At 38.0% G+C, this 22,681-nt stretch carries 23 protein-coding genes, 1 tRNA gene and 1 pseudogene; 7 read left to right on the top strand and 18 right to left on the bottom strand.

Annotated elements, in window-relative coordinates:
- The first annotated feature begins 75 nt into the window (after nt 1-75).
- Nucleotides 76-522 (top strand): RpiB/LacA/LacB family sugar-phosphate isomerase, encoded by a 447-nt coding sequence (locus QXS89_03350; GenBank protein ID MEM3831212.1) that lies wholly within the window; start codon nt 76-78, stop codon nt 520-522.
- 33 nt (nt 523-555) lie between these two features.
- Here the strand turns inward: QXS89_03350 and priX are convergent, their stop codons facing one another.
- Nucleotides 556-999, bottom strand: a complete 444-nt coding sequence (gene priX / locus QXS89_03345) for a DNA primase noncatalytic subunit PriX (GenBank protein MEM3831211.1) — start codon at nt 997-999, stop codon at nt 556-558.
- Between the two features lie 53 nt (nt 1,000-1,052).
- Between priX and thpR the strand changes: the two genes are divergently transcribed.
- Nucleotides 1,053-1,622, top strand: coding sequence for an RNA 2',3'-cyclic phosphodiesterase (thpR, locus tag QXS89_03340; GenBank protein MEM3831210.1), 570 nt, complete (start codon nt 1,053-1,055; stop codon nt 1,620-1,622).
- Nucleotides 1,623-1,644: 22 nt separating this feature from the next.
- A complete protein-coding gene (gene cca / locus QXS89_03335; protein MEM3831209.1) occupies nt 1,645-3,003 on the top strand; it encodes a CCA tRNA nucleotidyltransferase in 1,359 nt (452 codons plus the stop codon).
- Between the two features lie 2 nt (nt 3,004-3,005).
- On the opposite strand, the gene QXS89_03330 is transcribed toward cca, so the two are convergent.
- On the bottom strand, nt 3,006-3,716 hold the full coding sequence (locus QXS89_03330) for a hypothetical protein (protein MEM3831208.1): 711 nt from the start codon (nt 3,714-3,716) through the stop codon (nt 3,006-3,008).
- Nucleotides 3,713-3,955, bottom strand: a complete 243-nt coding sequence (locus QXS89_03325) for a hypothetical protein (GenBank protein MEM3831207.1) — start codon at nt 3,953-3,955, stop codon at nt 3,713-3,715. Before QXS89_03325 ends, QXS89_03330 begins: the two co-directional genes overlap by 4 nt.
- Before the next feature lie 88 nt (nt 3,956-4,043).
- On the opposite strand from QXS89_03325, the gene QXS89_03320 reads away from it, so the two are divergent.
- Nucleotides 4,044-6,257, top strand: coding sequence for an elongation factor EF-2 (locus QXS89_03320; protein ID MEM3831206.1), 2,214 nt, complete (start codon nt 4,044-4,046; stop codon nt 6,255-6,257).
- 155 nt (nt 6,258-6,412) lie between these two features.
- On the opposite strand, the gene QXS89_03315 is transcribed toward QXS89_03320, so the two are convergent.
- The 10 genes and pseudogenes from QXS89_03315 to QXS89_03270 all read right to left on the bottom strand — a co-directional run bounded on the left by QXS89_03315 (nt 6,413) and on the right by QXS89_03270 (nt 14,102).
- The gene (locus tag QXS89_03315) at nt 6,413-7,264 is read right to left on the bottom strand and encodes a spermidine synthase (GenBank protein ID MEM3831205.1); all 852 of its coding nucleotides are present in this window, start codon (nt 7,262-7,264) and stop codon (nt 6,413-6,415) included.
- Nucleotides 7,265-7,349: 85 nt separating this feature from the next.
- Entirely contained in the window at nt 7,350-7,574 is a 225-nt protein-coding gene (gene spt4 / locus QXS89_03310) for a transcription elongation factor subunit Spt4 (protein MEM3831204.1), read from the bottom strand.
- Nucleotides 7,575-7,580: 6 nt separating this feature from the next.
- Nucleotides 7,581-8,108, bottom strand: a complete 528-nt coding sequence (locus QXS89_03305) for a DNA-directed RNA polymerase (GenBank protein MEM3831203.1) — start codon at nt 8,106-8,108, stop codon at nt 7,581-7,583.
- Between the two features lie 92 nt (nt 8,109-8,200).
- Nucleotides 8,201-8,527 (bottom strand): transcription factor S, encoded by a 327-nt coding sequence (locus tag QXS89_03300; GenBank protein ID MEM3831202.1) that lies wholly within the window; start codon nt 8,525-8,527, stop codon nt 8,201-8,203.
- 84 nt (nt 8,528-8,611) lie between these two features.
- Complete coding sequence (locus QXS89_03295; GenBank protein ID MEM3831201.1) at nt 8,612-9,793, bottom strand: RsmB/NOP family class I SAM-dependent RNA methyltransferase; 1,182 nt, start codon at nt 9,791-9,793, stop codon at nt 8,612-8,614.
- 33 nt (nt 9,794-9,826) lie between these two features.
- Entirely contained in the window at nt 9,827-10,918 is a 1,092-nt protein-coding gene (locus tag QXS89_03290; GenBank protein MEM3831200.1) for an AbrB/MazE/SpoVT family DNA-binding domain-containing protein, read from the bottom strand.
- Between the two features lie 286 nt (nt 10,919-11,204).
- A pseudogene (locus QXS89_03285) lies at nt 11,205-12,152 on the bottom strand (DNA cytosine methyltransferase).
- The gene (locus QXS89_03280) at nt 12,139-12,672 is read right to left on the bottom strand and encodes a transcription factor (protein MEM3831199.1); all 534 of its coding nucleotides are present in this window, start codon (nt 12,670-12,672) and stop codon (nt 12,139-12,141) included. Before QXS89_03280 ends, QXS89_03285 begins: the two are co-directional and overlap by 14 nt.
- Nucleotides 12,673-12,741: 69 nt before the next feature.
- A complete protein-coding gene (locus QXS89_03275; protein MEM3831198.1) occupies nt 12,742-13,260 on the bottom strand; it encodes a tRNA methyltransferase in 519 nt (172 codons plus the stop codon).
- A 293-nt stretch (nt 13,261-13,553) separates the two neighbouring features.
- A complete protein-coding gene (locus QXS89_03270; protein MEM3831197.1) occupies nt 13,554-14,102 on the bottom strand; it encodes a multiprotein bridging factor aMBF1 in 549 nt (182 codons plus the stop codon).
- A 358-nt stretch (nt 14,103-14,460) separates the two neighbouring features.
- Between QXS89_03270 and QXS89_03265 the strand changes: the two genes are divergently transcribed.
- A tRNA-Tyr gene (locus QXS89_03265) sits at nt 14,461-14,547 on the top strand.
- 141 nt (nt 14,548-14,688) lie between these two features.
- A complete protein-coding gene (locus tag QXS89_03260) occupies nt 14,689-15,921 on the top strand; it encodes a methionine adenosyltransferase (protein ID MEM3831196.1) in 1,233 nt (410 codons plus the stop codon).
- A gap of 29 nt (nt 15,922-15,950) precedes the next feature.
- Here the strand turns inward: QXS89_03260 and QXS89_03255 are convergent, their stop codons facing one another.
- Genes QXS89_03255 through QXS89_03240 form a run of 4 tightly spaced genes read right to left on the bottom strand, consistent with a single transcriptional unit; the run spans nt 15,951 to nt 20,385 of the window.
- Nucleotides 15,951-17,993 carry a DUF460 domain-containing protein gene (locus QXS89_03255; GenBank protein MEM3831195.1) on the bottom strand — a complete coding sequence of 681 codons (2,043 nt, stop codon included), beginning with the start codon at nt 17,991-17,993 and terminating at the stop codon, nt 15,951-15,953.
- Nucleotides 17,986-18,897 (bottom strand): RIO1 family regulatory kinase/ATPase, encoded by a 912-nt coding sequence (locus QXS89_03250; GenBank protein MEM3831194.1) that lies wholly within the window; start codon nt 18,895-18,897, stop codon nt 17,986-17,988. The genes QXS89_03255 and QXS89_03250 overlap by 8 nt, the downstream gene beginning before the upstream one ends.
- A gap of 4 nt (nt 18,898-18,901) precedes the next feature.
- Nucleotides 18,902-19,174 carry an LSM domain-containing protein gene (locus QXS89_03245; protein ID MEM3831193.1) on the bottom strand — a complete coding sequence of 91 codons (273 nt, stop codon included), beginning with the start codon at nt 19,172-19,174 and terminating at the stop codon, nt 18,902-18,904.
- A gap of 50 nt (nt 19,175-19,224) precedes the next feature.
- Nucleotides 19,225-20,385 carry an extracellular solute-binding protein gene (locus QXS89_03240; GenBank protein MEM3831192.1) on the bottom strand — a complete coding sequence of 387 codons (1,161 nt, stop codon included), beginning with the start codon at nt 20,383-20,385 and terminating at the stop codon, nt 19,225-19,227.
- 481 nt (nt 20,386-20,866) lie between these two features.
- On the opposite strand from QXS89_03240, the gene QXS89_03235 reads away from it, so the two are divergent.
- Nucleotides 20,867-21,385, top strand: coding sequence for a hypothetical protein (locus QXS89_03235; GenBank protein ID MEM3831191.1), 519 nt, complete (start codon nt 20,867-20,869; stop codon nt 21,383-21,385).
- A gap of 17 nt (nt 21,386-21,402) precedes the next feature.
- Here QXS89_03235 and QXS89_03230 read toward each other — a convergent pair whose 3' ends face one another.
- Nucleotides 21,403-22,632 carry a redox-regulated ATPase YchF gene (locus QXS89_03230; protein ID MEM3831190.1) on the bottom strand — a complete coding sequence of 410 codons (1,230 nt, stop codon included), beginning with the start codon at nt 22,630-22,632 and terminating at the stop codon, nt 21,403-21,405.
- Between the last annotated feature and the right edge of the window lie 49 nt (nt 22,633-22,681).

Here is a 22,681-nt window from a genome sequence, read left to right as displayed (position 1 = left end):
TATAAGCTCGTTTTAATGTGAGGATCGAAACATATGTTTAATCTTAGAAAAGATAACTATAAGGGGTGAGAGTTTCTGAAAATAGCTATAGGATCCGATGATTTATATCCAGTAGCCTTATTCCTCAAGGACTATCTCTCTAAGAAAGGTTTTGAGGTAATTACAGTAGGATCTCTGAAAACAGGAAAACCAGAGCCATGGCCTCAAGTAGGGTTCGAGATAGGAGAGATGGTCTCAAGAGGAGAGGTAGATTTTGGCATCGTGATATGCTACACAGGCACGGGTGTTTCGATCGCCGCTAATAAGGTTAAAGGAGTTAGAGCTGCTCTAGTATTCGATTCACATAGTGCTAGAGGTGCGAGAATGTGGAATGATGCGAATGTTCTCGCTCTAAGCGGAAGGTTGACATCTCCTGAGGTGGGGAGAGAGATTATAGAAGCATGGCTTGAAACCAGAGAGATAGATCCCAGTGAGAAAGCTAATATAGATTATCTTAAGAGTTTCGATGAGAGAAGATGTTAGGTTGGAAGAGGGTGGGCATAAGGTTCTTCTTACTCAAGATGAGATCACCTTTTCTATTAGATCTTTCAAATCTTCATCAAGGTTCTCGTATTTAGCAGGTTTGAGTTTCTTAGATCTAACTCTTCTGATGTCTCCTTTTAACCATGAATCATAGATCTTCTCACAATTCCCGTGATTTCTACAAGAGTTCTCTATAAACTCATGAATTCTATTCAAGGCGTCTTCATCGCCTAGAGAGAGTACGTTGACTAGGTAAGGTGTTAAAACCTTAAGTATGAATCTCTTTCTCCCATCAGGGAGTCCTCTTAAAATGATCTTCTCGATCCATTCATATCTTTTCTTATCAGATCCTCTTCTTTTCTCTCTAATCTCTGAGCTTACTGTATCTAGAAACTCATCTATATATCCCAAGCACTCGCCTGAGGGTTCTTCAGAGCATTTTTCTTTTATTCTGATTAGAAGATCTTTTGAATTCATCTTCACCTATATCTATTTTAGGAGGCATAATATTATGTTTAATCTGAGAGATTATGAGTGAAGAAATCAGATCCTTTATAGCTGTTGAGATTGAGAATGGAGAAGTTTTAAAAAGGATCATCAAGTTTAAGAATATGATCTCAGAATTATCAGGTGCAAGCCTAAAACCCGTTGAAGATGAGAATATCCATATAACAATAAGATTCCTAGGATCTATAGATAGAACTACTTTAGATATGGTGAAGAAGATAATTGATAAGCTTGCTTCGTTGAAGAGATTTAATATTCATATCAAAGGCGTGGGTGGTTTTCCAAGTATTAGCAGGCCTAGAGTTTTATGGGTTGGGATTGAAGAGGGTTTTGAAAATCTGAGGGAGATCAGAGGGTATATTGATTTAAATCTGAGAGGACTCAGAGTTCACGAGGATCAGCACGAGTTTCTACCTCATATAACTATTGCAAGAGTTAAAGACTCGATCCCTCAAAAAGCAGTACAAACACTCATATCTTATGCTTCAGAAGATTTCGGATTCTCAGAAGTTTCAAAGATCTATCTTAAGAAGAGCACTCTAACACCTCGAGGCCCTATATATTCTAATATACACTTTGTAGAGCTTTCTTAGGTGGTGTCAAGCCTTTACCTCTATTGAGAGTATTCTCGAGAGTGTTTTGAGAAGGCTAAGACCTTCAGAGAGAGAGATAATGAGAGCTAGAGAAATTTTCGAGGAGTTGAAGAAAGAGTTAGAACCTTACTTTAGAGATGTTAATGCCTCTATTCAGCTTCATGGATCTGTTGAGAAAGGTACTGCAATATCAGGAGAACTGGATCTAGATATATTTGTTTTGATCCCTAGCGAGCTCGGCAAAGAGTGGATTAGGAAAGAGTTTATAAGAAGAGCTGGAAAAGCTCTTGAGAGATACAATCCAGAAGAGAGATACGCAGAACATCCTTATCTTAGAGTGAAATTTTCTGAAGGTTTTGAAGCTGATATAGTTCCAGGACTTAGAATTAGTGATCCCAGGATGAGTGTGACTGCAGTAGATCGTACTCCTTTTCATACAGAACTTATAAAAAAGATCTTTGATGAGAAGATGAGAGATGAGGTAAGACTTCTTAAGAGATTTATGAAAGGTGTAGGAGTTTACGGAGCTGAGGTTAGAGTAGGAGGTTTCTCAGGATATCTTGCGGAGCTTCTAATAGCTAGATTCAAGAGTTTTCTATCTGTTCTAGAGAATGCATCTAGATGGAGAGGTAGAGTTGTTCTCTCTCTAGAAGAATCCGAGGATCCAAGAATTCTTAAAAAGCTCTTCCCTGACGCAGCCCTTATATATCCAGATCCTGTGGATCCTAGGAGAAATGCAGCTGCAGCTGTTAGAAGAGATACATTGGCGAGATTTATTCTGGCTTCAAAACTCTTTCTAGAAGAACCTTCTGAGTATTTCTTCTATCCATCTAGCATACCCCCGGATATTATAAAGAGAGTTCTCAAGGAGAGATGTACAATAGTTGCAGAATTAAAACTTCTTCATAAAGATTCTCCTGATAATATATGGGGTCAGCTACTTAGGATAAAGAGAAGATGTTTCAATACACTCAATGGTGAGGGATACGAGCCTCATTATATTGATGTGCTCTGGAATGAGAGAGATAATCCTATTCTATTTGTTGAATTACCTCTGGAGTATTGTTTCAAGGATTATATACTAAGAGTTGTTGAGGGACCTTACGCTGATAATGAGGAGAGTTCTAATTTCATTAGAAAAAGGATTGCATTCGGTGAAGGTTTCTGGATTAGAGAAGGAAGGCTTTACGGCTATAGAAAGAGGAGTAGAAAAGATCTGATGGATAAGATCAGGGATCTTGTTAATACAGGAGGGGTGTCCCTTAACAGGTTTGTCGACAGCGAGGAACTTATAAAAGATCTTGGCGAGGACTATATCATACAGCTTGGAGAAGCTGTTCTGAAGATTCCTAGATTTCTTTTCCATAAATTGGTAGTCTGAATCTATGTATCCTCTTGAGGTAATATGTGGAAGACAATGATTCCTCCTCTTTCAATTCCTATGATTCCTCTCTCATAGAGATCTTTTAAAATTTTTTGAGCTTCGATCCTGTCTACACCTAGATTTCTCATAAGAATTCTTACAGCGTCGCTAAGTTTATAAGCTCCATATTCTCTGAAAGCCTCCGATAGAATGTTCAACGCCATGGAGATTTTCTGAGATAGATAAATATCTTGAATCAATCCTTTCTCTGTTATTCTGAATAGAATGATCTCATTTCTATATAGATCCTGTATTACATAGTGTTGACTTTTAAGACTACTTCTAATACTTAGAATAGGTTTAAAACCTAAGGCTCTAATAATAGAGGCTCCTCCATCGCTATATAAACTTATTACACTCTCGAGTTCTATTGATCCTCTTTTCATTAATTTCTCTCTAGTAGTGATCAGAATCATAGGGCTTCCGATTCCTAGGATCACTTTCTCAAGATCTTTATCTTCTACATATGGACTTTCAAAACCACTGCCGAGAACACCCCATAGATCTGATATGTAGATCTTGTCGTATCTTTTTCGAATAAGATATGAGATCTCTAGTGATAGAATGATTGTTAGAACTCTACGAATCTTGCATACTATAGCAGGTCTCTCATCAAAAGCTCTATATAAATATTCTAAGATCCTAGATCTTTCGGATTTCTCTATTCTCAAACACCTCTTAATATGATAGCTATATAGATTAGGAGGAATAAGATTATCAGAGCTGGAGATATTATAATATCTATCGAACCGGCTTTTATAGAAATATATATGAGAGGTTTTATATTCTCAGGAATGATCTCGAGAATTCTGCGAATCTCCGGAGAGAAGTATAGTAGAAGACCTATCAGAAGAATCAGAACCCCTAGCATGATTAATAAGAATCCTAGAACAGATTCTAGGGGTATCATCTCTTTATCCATCCTCATACAATCTATACTATGCTACTAGAAGAATAAAGTTATAGGTTATATAAGAGCAGTATACTTGGTGTGAAGTGTGGTCAGATACAAGACTGTAGAGCAGATCCTTAAGATAATGAGAAACATAGATCAGATTAGGAACATAGGTATAATAGCCCATGTGGATCATGGGAAGACAACATTGACAGACACACTACTAGCAGCAGCAGGTATAATATCTGAAAAACTTGCTGGAGAGATTCTAGCTCTAGATTATCTCAATGTAGAACAGCAGAGAGGTATAACAGTTAAGGCTGCTAACATAAGTCTTTACTATGAGTTTGAGGGAAAACCATATGTGATTAATCTAATAGATACTCCGGGTCATGTTGATTTTAGTGGTAAGGTTTCTAGAAGTTTAAGAGTTCTTGACGGAGCTATAGTAGTTGTAGATGCTGTAGAAGGTGTTATGACGCAAACTGAGACGGTTCTTAGGCAAGCTCTCGAGGAGAGGGTGAGACCGCTTCTATTCATAAACAAGATAGATAGATTGATCAGAGAGCTTAGAATGTCTCCTAAAGAGATTCAGGATAGATTCGTTCAGATTATTAAAGAGATAAATAATCTTATAGATGTCTATGGAGAGCCTGAGTATAAGGAGAAGTGGAAGATCGATCCTGTTAAAGGTCATGTAGCATTTGGATCCGCTAAAGATAAGATAGGCGTCACAATACCCTACTCCCAGAGGAAGGGGGTTAAGATAAGTGATATTATCTCAGCATATGAGAAGGGTAGGGAAGCTGTTGAGGATCTTCAGAAGAAAATACCATTGCATGAAGCACTTCTAGAGATGGTTATCAAACACATTCCAAATCCAAGAGAAGCTCAGAAGTATAGAATACCCAAGATCTGGAAAGGCTCTATCGATAGTGAGATTGGTAGAGCTATGATGAACGCGGATCCCGAAGGCCCTCTAGTTTATATTATAAACGATATGAGACATGACCCTCACGCAGGACTTGTAGCTACTGGAAGAATTCTATCAGGATACGTCGAAGAAGGTAGAGAGGTTTATCTTATTAATGCGAAAACTTCTCAGAGAATTCTCCAAACAAGTCTTTATATGGGCCCATTCAGAGAACCTGTCGATAGAATATATGCTGGAAATATAGCAGCTGTACTCGGTCTTGATAAGGCTAGGTCTGGTGAGACTGCTGTTGAAGTTTCTCTTAAAGATAGCATGGTTCCATTCGAGAAGATCTCTTATATTTCTGAGCCTGTCGTAACCATTGCTGTCGAGCCTAAAAGTCCTGGAGAACTGACTAAAATGGTTGAAGCTTTGAAGAAGCTGATCATAGAAGATCCTAATTTAGTGCTCAGGATTAATGAAGAATCCGGTGAGTATCTGCTCTCGGGAATGGGGCAGGTTCATCTAGAGGTTGCACTCACACTGCTAAAAGAGAATTTTGGTGTTGAAGTTAAAACTTCAACACCTCTGATCATATATAGAGAGACTGTGAGATCTTCTTCACAAGTTCTTGAAGGTAAGTCTCCTAACAAGCATAATAAGCTTTATATAAGTGTTGAGCCTTTAAATGAAGAAACTATAAGATTAATTGCTACAGGAGAGATCTCAGAAGATCAGGATCCTAGAGAGAGAGCTAAGATTCTCAGAGACAAAGCTGGATGGGATTATGATGAAGCGAGAAGAATTTGGGCTATAGATGAGAATATTAATGTGATGGTTGACAGAACTACGGGAATTCAATATCTCAGAGAAGTAAGAGACACTATAATTCAAGGCTTCAGACTTGCAATGAGAGAAGGTCCTCTAGCTATGGAGCCTGTGAGAGGTGTCAAGGTGATTTTACATGACGCAGTAATACACGAAGATCCAGCTCACAGAGGACCTGCGCAGCTTTATCCTGCTACTAGAAACCCCATATACGCTGGCATGCTTCTCTCAAAACCAACACTTCTAGAGCCTATACAAAAAGTAGATATAAAGATCCCTCTAGATTACATGGGAGAAGTCACAGCTATTATAAGTAGGAAGAGAGGTAGAATTCTCGAGGTGACAGAACTCTATGGAAACTGGATCAGAATAATAGCTGAGATACCAATAGCAGAGAGCATGGACCTTACACAACAGCTCAGAGGAGCTACAGCGGGTAGAGCTCTCTGGGGGACTGAGTTCAGCAGATGGTCGCCAGTACCAGACAACATGTTAGCCGAACTAGTCGCTAGCATAAGAACTAGGAAAGGATTGAAACCAGAACCTCCTAGACCTGAAGACTTCCTAGGACTATAGATCTAATATATGATTTCTGCATGATAATTTAAAATATGCTGATAGAATTAAGAGAGTATTTTCGCATACGAATAAATTTTACCACGTAGAATAAAATAGATCCTCGATATTCTAATATTACTGATAATAGATCAAAATTGTAATCCTAAGAAAGATCAGAGCTTGCGAGAAACACCTTTCAAAATCAGAGATCTGAAGATCACACCATTGATATATCTGGTTGATACACCTCTTCTCTTTAGTCTTCTGTCGAACTCCTCTTCAGAGAATTTCATCGGATCTATTGTGTCAGAAGCTATAATATAGCTAACGGCGTAGCCGAATGAGGGTATCCAAGACTCGTATTCTCCTACATATCTAAAGATTTTTCTAAGACTAGCTACTATGTCCTCATATTCTCTTGGGTAATAGAAAGCATTACCGGCTTGGGTGACTATCACACTATCTTCTCTCGATATTCTCTTAATATCTCGGTAGAATTCTTCACTGTAAAGCTTTCGTGCGAGACCTGATGGTTCGTAAGGATCTGTGAGATCTATTATTATAACATCGAATTGCTTATCAGGTGTCTTTCTCACATATTCTGATCCATCTTGGATAACTATCTCAGCTCTTGGATCGTAGAAAGCTCCTTGATGCATGAAGCCTAGAAATTTTTTAGCTAGCTCAACAAGCTCGCCATCTATATCTACCATCACAGCTTTTCTCACAGTATTATGTTTGAGAACTTCTCTAAGAGTGGCTCCCTCACCTCCTCCAATTATAAGAACATCCTCCGCTCTCGAGTTTAGGATCATTGCTGGGTGAACCAGGGATTCGTGATATATATGTTCATCAACTTGAGTTGATTGAACGAATCCGTCCAGGACAAGTCCGACGCCATAGTCCTCGAAGTCTATTATCTCAACCTCTTGATATCTAGTCTTCCCACTGTAGATCACAGATCTTATCTTCATACCTAGCACAGTGTTTCTCGAGACAGGCTGTATATAGTAGGCTTTCATCATCTTCGACTCCAATGAATAATATATTCACTAATTCTTAATAAGCGCGTGATGCAAGCTTATATTTGAAAAAGATCAGATCAAAAGATTAATATCTTCCACCAAGTTTAATAGCGTATCTTCCAGGCTTCTTGATACCTAACATTGATGCGACCCTGGATCTCTCAGGATCAAATATTATAATTATGCCAGACCACTCCTCAGTAAAATCGGTAGATCCGCATACAGGGCATTTATCTACGCTAAGCTCTACCAAAGCCTTACAACTTCTACAAGCCTTAAGACCTCTTGATGAAGAACTTTTCCTACTCAATTTACATCACTTCATTATCTTTCCTAAACCACTCTGTCTCATGGTCATCGCTACTCTGATCTCTCCCTCTCTCCCGGGAGGTATTGATACAGATGTGATCCTTCCTCTTACTAGATCTCCTACCTCAAAGAATCTCTTTCCATCCTCGCTGACAATTCTTCTAGTTGCTTCATCATATACAGCTTTATCATCCATCACCTGACTTATATGAATAAGAGCATCTATAGGTCCTATATTCACGAACAAGCCTATGTTTCTCACATCTTTTACAATTCCCTCGACTACTTCATTGACCAGAGGTATGTATACCAATATTTTAAATCTAACCTCATGATATGTAGATCCTTCTCCGGGTATTATAAGTCCGAGTTCATCTATCTCAACATCATAGATCATAAGTACAAGTCCTAGATCTCTAAAGAATCTATTTTCATACTCATTTCTCAAGATCTCTTCAGCAATCTTTTTAAGATCTTCTCCATACCTTTGTGGAGGTATTTTAACGAAGTCTTGCACCTCGTACACTCTAAACATACTCGATCACCTTAACCAGTAGTATAGCTCTTACTATGCTTCATGAAAACTTCCTCTACCAGGTATTTAAATGCTTTTATACGATAGTAAAATCACTCGTACTCTCTCCATACATGCCCACATCTAGTGCATTTATAGAATCTAGTGGGAGGTTCGTCACTTCTTCTAGTCTGCATAAACCAGAATTCAGCTTCGTTATGCCCACATTTAGGACATCTTACATCTCTAGTGACAGGATTACTACGGGTGCTTTCTTTCTCTATGACTATCATCTTCTCTTTAGGATTATGTCTTATTCTCGTAGTGATAACACTTCTGGTGCTAGATCCGCTGATAATCTTCTCATAACCGCATTTAGGGCATTTCGCAACGTTCTTTTCAATCTTCATCAGAGTCCCGCATCTAGGGCAGAACTCCAGCTTTGTCACCTCCTAATGTCATGGTCACATATTAGAAGATGCATAAGACTCCTTAAAAGCTGATATGAGGATCTCATGCTAGCTTCATCTAATGATAAGTTTAGCTATGAAGAATCCTTCTGATAGATCCTTGTGAGGAAAAGTTCTAGCAAATATTTCACGAGGATCGTAAGCTCTATATCCTGGTGAGAGATTTTTCAAAGGCTTTTCGAGCTGTATGCTATCCCCAGACCTATCTATGATCTCGGATACTACTAACTCTCCTTCTTCAGGCAGTATAGAACATGTAGCGTATACTATCTCTCTTCCTAATTTTAATGCTTCTCTCAGCAGGTCTTTCTGTATAGAGGAATAGTATCTAATCTTATCCTCTCTTAGAAGAGATAATCTTATTCCCGGATCTTTCCATAGAGCTCCCGAAGAAGTACAAGGCGCGTCTAGGAGTATTTTATCAAAGATCTTTTCTCTTGAAGGAGTGTACCTGCTATCACTCAGAATAATATCAACAGATCTTTTTACTCCAAACCTTCTCATCAGATCTTTCATTATATGAACTCTTTTTCTAGAGATATCTTGAGCCTGTATCAATGCCTGGTCATCGGTGAGCATTGCTATAAGAGATGTTTTGATACCTGGAGCTGCGGACATGTCTAGAATTCTATCATTTTTCTCGGGTTTCAAAGCTTCTACTACGAGACATGAAGCCTTATCCTGGGGTATTGCTAGGAACTCTTTCACAGCTCTTACGCTTCTCAAGGGTTTTCTACTTTTTACAATCCTATAGAGATACCATAGATCTTTATCTCTAACTATTTCAACACCGTCTTCTTCTAGAGATCTTATTATCTTCTCTTCAGGAGCTTTTAACGTATTTAGTCTTATCCAGAAAATCCTTTCATTCATGCTTGTAAAGATCTTCTCAGCTTCTTCAGATCCTACGAGATTTCTGATCTTCTCATAAAACCATTTAGGTAGCGAATGAAGACACCAAGACTCTAGATCTTGCTTCTCCTTCCAACCACCTCTAAGATAGAGCCTTGCGATCTCCTTCCTGCTCACCTTGGAGCCATAGATGCATCGAATTCTTATTATATTCTTTATAAAGTCTTTCGCTAGCTGATAAAGCCTTTCACGCTCTTCGGCATTTCTAGGGCATTCTAGCTCTCTACAACTTCTTACAAATGCTTTCTCTAGAGAAATACTATACCTCTCTACATCATAGAGTATGCGTGCTAAAAAGCTAGCGATAGTATCATGATGAGACAAGCTTCTTCTCCTAAGATACTACTGCTTCATTCTTTATACTATTCTGACAGCCTCACCCATGGAGAGATCTATTAACCCTTCTTGTTTCTCTAGAGTCAGATCAAAACTTACATCACTTATAACTTCAATATCGGTAGCGCTTCTTCTGAAGTTGTCGAAGAACTCTAGTATCTGGATATAATTATCACAATTCTTTAGTATATCATTATGTTTCTCTATAAACCTTGATACATAAGACTGTAGTTCTCTTGAGAGAAGATCTGCATTAAAAGCTCTTGCAATATTCGGTTCGAGAACTACTGAAAGTGCTCTTTCAACGCCTGTTATAAATAGGTCTACAAATTCTTTCATCTCATCACTGAGGCTTCTTAGAACTTTCTTGTCGCTAGCTGGTAGGTTGGCTAAAATTTTTGAGCTATTTACAATGCTTTCTCCAATGAGTGTAAGAGATCTAGTTATACTTCTGTATCTTGGGAGCATATACGACTTTATATTGAGAGTATTTGCGTATATTCTATCTATCTGACCTACGAATGTTTGTCTAACGGCGAGCAGGTTTATTCTATTAAGCTCTGCACCTAGTTCCTCGATCTCTGTTAGATAATGCGTTTTATCTTCAACAAGCATCAGATACATGTAGTTTATAATAGACCTTAAAATGCTACTCATTCTAGTCAGTATACCATTAATAGAGTACTTAGCCGGGTCTACAAAGATCTGTATAATAACTCTTGAAGGCATGTGCTCAACGATCTCAGCACCTATAAGCTCTTTGACGCTTCTTCTCAGGATCTTTAACTGCTCCTCATCTAGAAATCCATCTACAACCTCAACTTGAATCCTGTCATATCCTAATGTATATGCTGATGAGAGGATCTTGTATATGAGTTCTGCATTACTAGTTCTCGAAGTTCTGAGAAGAAGTCTTCTCTCTCTCCTCCCAGGCTTAGCAAATGTAGGGAATACTCTAAGTGTATTATCATCTTCTACGACTATTGTAACAGTATCTCCAGGTCTTAGATTCACTACCTTAACCCATTCAGCTGGTAGTGACACCATTAGAGTAGATTTTCCAAATCTTTGAACTCTTCTGGTTTCTATATTCACATTATTACCACTACTCATCCTACTCCCCCACAAATATAATTTTAATATAAGATATATAAATTCTAATCTATAGATGACTCTAATTAAAACAAATACAGACACTTGTGAATCTATATATACTCATCTCAAGAATTCAACACTCATTATTTGTCTTCGTTTACATGATTATAATATGATATGAGATAATTAAAATACTAACTCCCATAAAGAGATAGTATATGGATCTATATTATCACACTTAAACTTGGCATGCCATCTATTAATAAGTTTAGAAGATAATAACTATTTCTCACTCTTCCCAATTCTAGGTTAAGTATCTTAGTATATACAATGCTATAGCTTTAGCTAAAGGTGGTGGCACAGCTTCTCCTACTTGATTATACTGCTCTTCTCTACCTCCTACAAACACGTGATAATCTGGAAACCCCATTAATCTAGCTTGTTCTCTTACTGTTAAAAGTCTATCCTGGAAAGGATGTATATATCGGCTTGAACCCATGACAGTAGGTGCTAGATCATCTGGTTTTAGACGTATGAAATTTTGATAGAGTTTTTCCTCAGACCCTCTAAAGTGGTAGAGAGCATATCCTCTTCTAACTCTAGCTATTCTCCGCATCTTCCTATGTGAGAGCCATACTATCTCATGATTGGGGATCTCGTTACTCGTTTTATCCTCTAGATCTCCTATAGCACTCCACACGGTTATCCTAGAGCTGCTCTTAGGAGGATCTATTCTCACATTTGATATGAAAACTCTTCTTCTCCTACTCGGTGTTCCATAATCCTCGGCTTTTAGTATATTGAAATAGATCTTGTTATATCCCGCTCTCTCAAAATGATACTCTAGATTCTCTTTGATCTCTTTCTCAGTAATTGCAGGAACATTCTCCATGACGAAAATCTCAGGCTTGAGCTCGGAAACTATTCTGATAAAATGAAGTGTTAACTGACCCATAGGATCTTTATAGAGCCTGTCAAGAGGATTTCTCTCTCTATTAGGATTAGCCCCTGTAAAAGGCTCGCAGGGAGGGCTGCCGATAACTATTCTGGGATTTATACCTACTAGTTTGATTATATCACTACCTCTAACCTCTTTGATATCCTCGTTCAAGGCTATTGAATTAGGGAAATTAAGTTTAAAGCTCTTAATAGCAGATCTATCATTATCCACTCCTATAGCTATCTCAAAACCAGCTTCCTCAAAACCTCTTGCAAAACCTCCTGCTCCAGAAAATAGATCAGCTACTACTAGAGAGGATTTTTTTCTCCTCCTCCTTCACCTCTCTCTCTAGATTCTCTATAAGTCCTCTCAATCGTTTTAATTGATCGCTCTTATCTCTACTTAGAAGAATCTCAGAACAGCTAGGACATGTATACTCATATTCTAAAGCCTCCTCCGATGAAAACTCACGACCGCAACGTGGGCAGTAGAAGTTTCTTTTCTCTTCATAATCTAATCTTTTTCTCAGAATTTCAATAACTGCTTTCTTTCTATTTAAAAGAACTCTAGGAAGTTCTCGTACGTTAATCTTCCAGTAGTATATGTAGTAATTTGTCTCTCTATCTCTAACCCTTCTTACGGATACAAGTCTTTCTTCAGATAATTGATAGAGTATTTTTCTAACCTCAGCTTCATGAATCTTAACAAGCTCGGCTAGCTCATGGTCTGTTATCTCTTTGGCTAGCTCGTATAACTTGCTGAAAACTTTCTTAGCATTTTCTCCGTAGGTTTCTCCGATGAATTCTAAGATCTTAGATGAAACGCTATTCATGAGATACCTCCTATATAATATCATTTCATCATTCGCATATATTCTTTGGTCTTTATACTCATAGCTATTCTAATGATTAGAGACTTCTCTCCGAGGATTTGGAAAGACTATAACCTTCTTATCTCTCTCACTAGGCAGGATTCTTATCTTCGCATCTCTAAACTCTAAATATAGTTCAGCTCCTCTATATAGTCTGTCTAGAAATAATGCAAGTGCTGAAACTTCCGAGTGAGGTTGAGAACCTATTGATACATTATAATCGGCGAGCTCGTATACCTCTCTAGGAACCTTTTCAGCACCTACTATGATCAGAACTTCCTCACATTCATCTCTGATCCTGTTAATCACAGAATCTACAGGAAGCCCGTACATGGTTAGATGAACTATGCACCTCCTACCTGCTTTACTTCTCCAAATTCTCGTTTCTCTGACATAGTCTCTCCATTCTTCATACACGAAATAGTAAGAACCTCCCCATCTGGAAAGTATTTTCTCAATACTTCTTTTTATATTAGGATCTGATTCTCCTGCTAGAATAAAGCCTGAAGCACCAAAAGCTCTGGACACAAGAGCTACATGTGTTGTAATTCTCTTATCTCTTTCAGGTCTGTGTCCGATTCTTAGTACGAAACTTCTAGGTCTTAGATCTTCTATAAATACTCTTCTCTCACTACTCATATTGGTGATACCTCGAGTCTTTCAGCTGAGACAGGTTTCCTCATTCCAGTGTATCGGTTTAGAGCTTTTCATCATTCTTCTAATATCTATATAGTGATTCAACCTTAATAACTCCTAGGATAGAGTTAGATTCTTCTACTGGTGTAGAGATATGATGTTCATCTCTATAAGAAGATCCTATATTAACCCTCTCTTAATCCTTATTACTTCTTTTTCACTGTTGCAAGATCTCCTAATGTTAGATCTTCCCTAAGATCCTTTTTAGTGCTTTCAGGAATTTCTTTCTCTTCTACACGGGGTACCAGTATCTTAACTCCTAAGATATCTTCGATTCTTCTCGCAAGTTCTATTGTGGGTGTGAGCCGTCCGCTTTCGATTCTCTTTATAACATTCTCGCTCTCTCTAAGTTTCAATGCTAGATCCTTAGTGGTAAGACCTTTCTTTTCTCTAGCTCTTCTTATGATCTCAGGAAACATAGGATCTATCTCATATTTTTCGATAATCTTAGAAGAAGTAGAGGTCCTTCGAGGAGTAGAAGTTGTAGTCCTTCTAATATTACTAATATTACTAGACTGAAGACTACTGGTGCTAGCCCTCTGCTGAGAATTTCTAGATCTACCCATAATATGCTTAGAATAGCATTCTGGGCATACTGTAAATTCAGAACCTTCAACATATATCTTAAATACTGCGTGTTCTGATATCTCTCTCCCGCAGATCTCACAATAGACAGCCTTCTTTGAAGAACCCAAACTACCCAGCCTACAAGTATTATTCTTTCAGAAGAATATATTGAAGTATAGAAGATGATAGGCGTAAATATAGAGATCTACCTTATATAGCTATACAGCAGTAAAGATGAGATCTGTTTTGATAAGATATTGAGAGTGACTGCTAGCGCCTGAATGATATCCTCTCCGAGACACCCGAGATGTGAAGGTTCGCTTTGATTGTTTTAGGAGGCGATGAAACTCTGAGAGCAATGCAGGAAGAAGAGATGAGACGAGGAAGCAATCCTATATACAAACCTATACAAGAGCTGAACCTCTTAGGATAGAAGATATAGAAGATAAAGATTTAAATCTTCCATGAGTAAATATCTCAATGGAACCCCCCGTAGCTCAGCGGTAGAGCGCCCGGCTGTAGTGAGGGGGCTTGGACACCGGGTGGTCAGGGGTTCGAATCCCCTCGGGGGGATGATATTCCCCCTTATACTATTCTATATATTAAGGAAGTCATAGCGTATAACAGATGACTCTCTTAAAAGAAGAGAGAGAAGCTTCAGTTATAAAATTTATTTTTAGAATAATTTTATATCCTTAATTGAGGTGTTAAGATATGGATCCAAGGAATGTAGTCGTTGAAGAGATAGAGGTTCAACCTGTCGAAAATCATGTTGTTGAGCTTGTCGAGAGAAAAGGCTTAGGCCATCCAGATTATATAGCTGATGCAGCCTCAGAGATATCTAGTATAGCGCTTTCTAGATATTATAAGGAGAGATATGGAGTGATACTTCATCATAATCTTGATAAGACCCTCGTAGTCGGAGGTCAGGCTAATCCTAGATTTGGTGGTGGAGAAGTTATACAGCCCATATATATTCTAGTCTCGGGAAGAGCAACAGCACTGGTGTATAGGCAGGGTTCTTCAGAGCCTGAGAGAATTCCTATTGGTACGATAGTGGTTAGCGCTGTAAAAGATTGGATTAGAAGAAACTTCAGATTTTTAGATCCTGATAAGCATGTGATCGTAGATTATAAAATAGGCCAGGGGAGCAGAGATCTCAAAGGCTTATTCGAAGAGGGTTTGAATAAGATTCCTCTGGCTAATGATACAAGTTTTGGAGTAGGCTATGCTCCTATGAGCAGGCTTGAGAGAACTGTTCTAATGATCGAGAGATATCTAAACTCAAGAGATTTCAAAAGTAGATATCCTGAGGTGGGTGAGGATGTGAAGGTTATGGGGTTAAGAATCGGTGAGAAAGCTAAGATCACGATAGCCTGTTCAATGATCTCACATCTAGTACCTGATCTCAGTCACTATCTCTCAGTTAAAGAAGAGGTTAGAGAGAGAGTTCTAGATTATGTGGTTAAGAATGTAGATTTCAGCGATATAGAGATCTATATTAATACGGCAGATATTCCTGAGAGAGGTATTGTGTATCTTACAGTCACAGGAACATCTGCAGAGCATGGAGATGATGGGATGACTGGTAGAGGTAATAGAGCTAATGGTCTTATAACTCCTATGAGATTTATGAGTCTAGAAGCTACAGCAGGTAAGAATCCTGTATCTCATGTAGGTAAGATCTATAATGTTCTGGCTTTCCTAATCGCTGATAGGATACATAGAGAGGTTAAAGGGCTTAAAGAGGTTTATGTAGAACTTCTAAGTCAGATTGGCAGACCCATAGATCAGCCTCTCGCAGCCAATGTTAAGGTTATACCAGAGAAGAAAGGTTATATAACTATAGATATGAAAAGAGAAATAGAAAGTATAGTGGATCAAGAGCTCTCTACAATAACTAAGCTAACAGAGCTATTTATACAAGAGAAGCTACCTCTATTCTAGTATTCCTAGCTCATCATCTAATGAAGAGCTTAGGTTTTATATTCTCTTTCTCTGGCTCTCATAATCTTATACTCATCTAGTAATCTAGCTAGTTCGTCTTCAGATCTTATAATTCTACTAGGTAGCATCTTACGGACTCTCTCATATAATTCTAAGATTCTCTCGAAAGAATCTCTTCTAATTATAAGTTTATCGCCTATCCGTAGAATTACATCTTCTGCAGGTATGTTTACACATATCACGTGATACGTCTCATCTCCTAGAGATTGAGATTCGCACTTATGCGTGGATATGATTAATACCGAATTTTTCCCTGAAACTTCATAAACTTCTCTTATCAACTCGCTTGATATATCGAAATCTAGAAGACCTATTCTAATACTTCTATCCCTATATCTAATCAGAGGAAGTTCCTTGAAACTGTTTAACAGATCTCTAGGTTCTCTATAGATTTTTAAAGCTATATATGCTCCTTCTACTGCTTCTAGAATTAGATTCTTCAGTTTCGATATATCTCCTTTTAAACCTTCTATAACTTCCTCTAGATCTCTCACACTATTTAAACAGATCTTAAGTCTATCACTTAGCATAGAAACCTCTCTATCTCTCATCACGTCACTCCTAAGATCTCTTTTTATACTCTCAAGTTCTGACTGAAGACTTAGAGAGTATCTGTTGAGCTCAGAGATCTTTTCTTTTAATCTTTTATTCTCCATAAGAAGCTTCTGATACTCCTCCTCAAGCTTTTTAAGTCTCGCGCTTGTTGTCATGATCTCTTTTACAAAGTCTCTAACGATAAGTTCGCTTCTAGCATCCTCACTCTGAAGTATCTCTCTAAAGATCCCTTCAATAGCTGATGCTAAGTCTACTCCTCTTATCACCTCGCTCTTCACTTTTAGAGGATCTATTCTTATGTTTAGATCCTTTATAATCCTATCGATCTGTTGAAGTTTTGGAAGCATCTTTCTGTAGAAGAGCATTGCTGAGAACAACGCGTCTCTCTCATGAATCGTTGAAGGTTTATATCCTAGATCTTTTATAAGTTCTTCTTTCTCGGAATCACTAGGAATATACTCAGGCTCGTATAATCTGGCTCCAAATATAGATGCAATTCTTCTAACACTCTCAGGAGCAGGTCTTATATCGCTAGCTACAACTATAGGTGTTCCATGTTTTGTTATTCTTGGTATTATCTCTCCCAGATCTCCGCCTGCAACAGTGTATGTAGCCTGAATGACTCCATTAAGATCTACTATAGCTATTCCATAACTTATCCCGGGATCTATGCCTACTATAATAGGATTCTTTCGGGAAAAGGTTTCCTGAGGAATATTTAGAACAGTTCTAGATACAGGTCTTATAGTTACTCTAACATATCTACCTTTCATAGGTTTTACAATACCACTCAGCTTATCTATGGAGGTGTTAACTATGAAGACGGCTCTTTCAATGCCTCCACTAGATCTTCTTATAAGCATCTCATAACTGAATCCATTTCGATCTAGAGCATCTCTAATCTTTTTCGCGATTCTCAGAACATATGCTCGGGAGGCTCTCTTGAATCTATCCTCAGAACTCCCACCAGCTCTGCTAGATCTATTTCTAGAAACTGTTATTCTAACTTTCTCCTCCCAAACTTTAATCTTAAACCCTACGCCTAGCAAGCCTATTTTAGCGAGGATCCTAGCTGTCGAAAGAGAATCAGGTTTTCTTTTAGACTCGTACACTCCTAGTTTGCTCGCTACAGTTCTTAGATCCACATATCCTGATACAGGATCATATGTTGCTAATATGATCTCGCTGGATGGAGGCAGTAGTGATAGGATCCTGTTAAGACTCTTCTGATCATGAGCTAGTTCATATAAATTATCTAGAACGATATACCTGGGCTTATACTCATGAAGAATTCTAAGAACCTTAGGTAGACTTAGATCCTCACCTTCATAGAGGATTCTATCTCTTGACATTATCGATATAGAATAGTAAGCTCCTTCTCTAGAAAGTACACTGCCTCTGAACAGATCTAAACCTGCTACCACTAGTTCTTCAGAGGATTCTCTCTTCTCACTCAATAGAGTGAGACCTGCCGGTCACATATTCATAAGCCTTACTGAGAGTAATATCTTTAATCTCAAATCTATTCCTAAAGAACCTTATTATATAATCAAGGTCTCTCATTAAATATCTTTCATGTCCAGGATCTTCTACGCTGATCCACTGAGGCCAGTCAAATATACATATATCCTCATCAGATGTTTCAGGATTCCTCACCATAATATTATATGCGCTGAGATCCATGTGAACAACTCCTGCTACTGTATAGGCTCTTCTAATGTTATCCAGTATAGAATACAGGATCCTTCTAGGATCTCTGAGATTTCTAAGCTTATATAACTCTACTCCATCTATATACTCCATAACTAATGCGTTTAACTCTCTAGAATAAGGTTTAGGAACAGAAACTTTTATCTCTGAAAGTCTATTGAAAATATAGTATTCTCTTTCTGAAGATGCTATGCTTCTCAAAAGCCATTGAGAGCCTCCTAATTCATATGCATAAGATCTTTTTCTTTTGAAATGTCTGAAGCTTTTAAAGCCCACCCTATAGATCTTAATAGCTACATAATTATCATTAGAATTCTTACCAAGATACACAACACTCTCCTTACCAACTCCTATCACACCTCCTAGAGCACTTATCACGCCTCTGTTAGCTAATCTTCTTAGAGCAGAAATACTAAGCCCCGAGAATGTAAGCCTATACCGAGGTACTCCAGAAGGATCCCTCACGAGAAGTTTTAAATTTGTTAGTTTTTCCAGACCTTCTGAAATAACCTTTCGAGGTAGCTGTAGTTCTTCTATGAATATTTCTAGCGGTATATACTCATATCTGTCTATGTTTTTTATTGCTACATCTAGAATCCTAAATTCCCTATCGAGTAGCTGAGAATATATTCTCTGCAATGAATATATCATGATGCTACTTCATTGAAAGAACTTTCGTATCTCCATAATTGGTTGCTACATATAGGATTTGAGAACCTCTTATAAGAATCCTGCCGAATCTTGCTATAAGCCTTTCATTCTCATCAACTTGAAGTGCTTCTCTTAGAACTATATTCATCGTAGAATCTACAGAATCCATTAATCCTATCAGTTCAGTACCGTCTTTAAGTTTCACCATTACAGTCTTCGAAAGAGATACTCTCAGTACCTTCAAAGGACTTTCGGGCTTCTGCTGGTGTGAAGCCATTTCTCCACCAAATCTGATTTTAGAGAAGAAGGCTTAAAAAGATGCTTTGGTTAGATCCTTCCAGCTATTCTCGACCAAACTATTTCTGCAATATTATCAGTCTCCTCCTTTGTGAGTGGTCTGAATACTTTTAATCTCCTCACACTATCCTCCTCCGGGTATATTGCTGGATTATTGATAATGCTTTCAGGAAGATATTCTTTAGAGCTGGGTATAGGATTCGCATAGTTTATCGCAAGAGTATTCAGAGATGCTATCCAAGGATCTAAAGTTATGTTAATCCAGTCATACCCCAGATCCTTATTTCTCGCGTTAGAGGCTATAGTCCACATGTCAACCCACAGATCACTTCCTTCCTCAGGTATTCTATAGATGAGATTGTTGTTCTCAACAATAGCTTGCAAAGCGTCTCCATTCCATGCAACTCCGGCATACATGCTCTCTCTAGTAAGCTCTTGGATCAGCTGGTCTGTTGTTAGAAATACTATGTACCCAGTAATACTTTTTAGTGTTTGATAAACTTCTTCAAGAGATTCTCTCGTATAACTTTTAGGATCTGTGAAATCTCTGCCTAGGTATATCAACGTCACCATGGTAACCGTTATAGGATCGTCTATCATGAATATTCTTTTACTATATCTTTTTAGAAACTCTGCATCGAAAAGCTGATGAAGGCTTTCCACATCTACACCAAGGATCTTCTTGTTATAAACTATTCCAGTCGTACCCCACATATATGGAATTCCATAATCGCTTAGATCTATTTCCTCGGGATATTTGATCCTGAGTAATTCCATGATCCACGGATCTATATTTGTGATATTAGGTATTTTCCTGTGATCTAATTTTTCGAGAAGATTAGCTTTAAGAGCCTTATACATAACCTCAATACCTAGGTTGAATACATCATAGGAGTAGCCTCCCAAAGAGAGTCTGGCATACGCTTCTTCAGCATTGTTAAACTCATCATATACAACCTTCACACCTCTACCATTACGATATTCGATACCTATGAAGTATGGTATGACAATATCTTTGTTCAGATAAGCCTGCCAATTATATATTCTAAGCTCATACTCACTCCTAGAAGCTGGTGATGATATATATCCTGTAGCTGGGTAGATGCTTCCTACAAGATAACCAGTTAAGCCTCCTACAGCGAGGATAGATAAGCTTTTCAGTAGATCCCTTCTGCTTATCGGACTCATCATTTATCCTCGCATATTCATTTAAATAACAATTTTAAGTTTTTCAAAGATCTTCTCATCACACTTAAGTCATTCCTTTCATCGCGTTCTTAACAAAACTCCAGAACTACCATCACTCCTTCTTAATTCAGATCCCTCAGGTTAGTGCTACCATTAGTGGTAAATTGATAAGGAGATAAGTATGGAAGGCTGGTGATCTATCTACTGGAAAAGGATCAGGAGAAGATAGAACATCTACACGGGAACCTGTATTTTTAATTATAAGGAAAGATGTGAGCATTATTCGATTCAAACCGATATAAAGTCGAAGCATATGTAAAGGGTTGCGACTAATGCCTTTACTAATGTCTTTGATAAGAAGAAATATTATTAGGCATAGCTTGTATTTTAAATGTGAGGATATGAAGAACTGTCAGGTGTGGAGGTTCAATCTCGTATGATTAGATCTATAACCTTGTATAATAGGTATAAGAGATGAAATTCTATGAAGCCTGCTATTGTATTACCTAAAGATCCTTATCTTTATGCTCTATTAGTGGTTTTAGGAGTTCTTCTAGCAGTGTGGGGTCTTAAAATCGCGAGAATTGTTATATCTATAGTATTCGCAATACTCCTAGCCTATTTTGCATTTCTCTACTCTACAGAACTAACTGGTAGCATAGTGATCTCTCTGATCATATCTTTTCTAGGACTTTTATTAGGAGGACTGCTAGGATTTATCTTGACAAAAATCATAATTTCTCTAGTCGGAGGTTTCATGCTCTCAACCTTAGTTCTATCCTTTCTAGAGATAAACTCACTACTATTATTGATACTCTTAGTAGTAGTCTTCTCAGTATTAATATATCTGGTGTCAAACTATCTAATAGCTTTAGGTCTTTCAATCTTAGGCTTTCTAATGATATGGTATGGTCTTACAATGCTAGGACTTCCAAATATAGTAGGTTTTGTAATAAGCTTGATCACAGCTTTCGCAGGATTTATCTATCAGATCAGATCCTAATATATGATACTGCTAAACTATCTTTTCTTCGTAGAGACGATCTTGATAACATCACCATCTTCTAAGATATAGTCAGCTCCGATTCTATTCTTACTCCTGGCGTTAATAGCATAGAGAAATCCCTCCCCAAGATCCGTATGTATCATGTATGCTAAATCTCTCGCTGTAGCACCTCTTCTAACGAGTAACGCGTCTGGAAGTATGGCACCTGATGAGTCAGTGTATCTGTTAGGATCCTCGACAGGATATACGACAATCATGTTAAGCATGTTGAAAACAGCTGTATCTAATAATTTTTGAACTCCAGTACCTCCATAGATCTTCATAAAAGATCTTATCTTCTCCAAAGCTTTTAACTGAATAGCGGATATCCTCTTCATATCAGAGATCTCGAAATCCTCATCTCCTGGTATGTATCTTATCAAACCCTGTGAGGAAGCTTTTCTCAGTGCTAGCTCGTATTCTGCAGATACTGGTATTATAATTCTGTCTTTAAGTCTCTCCATGAGACTTTTAATTAGATCTCGCGCCTCAGGAATGTCGGCTTTGTTCGCAGCTATTATGGTAGGCTTCGAGATCTTTCTAAGAGTTGTTGTGAAGATCAGGAGATCTTCTTCAGTCCATGAGGAAAATTTCTTTCTCGCTAGATCAGTTTCTTCTAAGGCTTGAACCACATGGTTTAGTTTTATTGAAAGTCCTGAAAGTCTCTGCGCGAGTCTTGTGTGAGCGTCTGATGGCGAAAGATGATCTAAACCTCTTGAGAATTTATCCCAATCTCTTCTTATAATAGAATACATCCAGAGATCTATTTCTCTCTCTATATCTAACACATCATCATAAGGATCATAGGATCCGGGTTTTACAGGATTACCTTCACGATCAGTAGATCCTGCCGCATCTATAACATGTATTAGAAGATCTGCTTGTCTTAGATCGTCTAGAAACTTGTTTCCAAGGCCACGCCCTTCATGAGCGCCTCTGATCAAGCCTGCTACATCCATTAGTTTCACCGGAATAAATCTATTTCCATTCACACATATAGAATTTCTAGCGTCGCACCTAGGTAGATTTAAAGATACATGAGCGCAAACCTTTCTCACATATCCAATCCCTATGTTAGGCTCTATAGTGACAAAAGGTCTGTTCTCTATTTTTACAGGAATCATGGTCATTGCCGAGAATAACGTGGATTTACCGACGTTAGTCTTACCAATAATACCTATCAGAATACTTGATTGAGCAACCATTTTTCCTTCCTGATAGAATACTGTGGAAGATTAATAGTATTAAACTGGA

The organism is Sulfolobales archaeon (assembly GCA_038881635.1).
In the GTDB taxonomy this organism is placed as follows: domain Archaea; phylum Thermoproteota; class Thermoprotei_A; order Sulfolobales; family AG1; genus WYEN01.
This window is presented reverse-complemented; position numbering and strand designations above follow the sequence as displayed.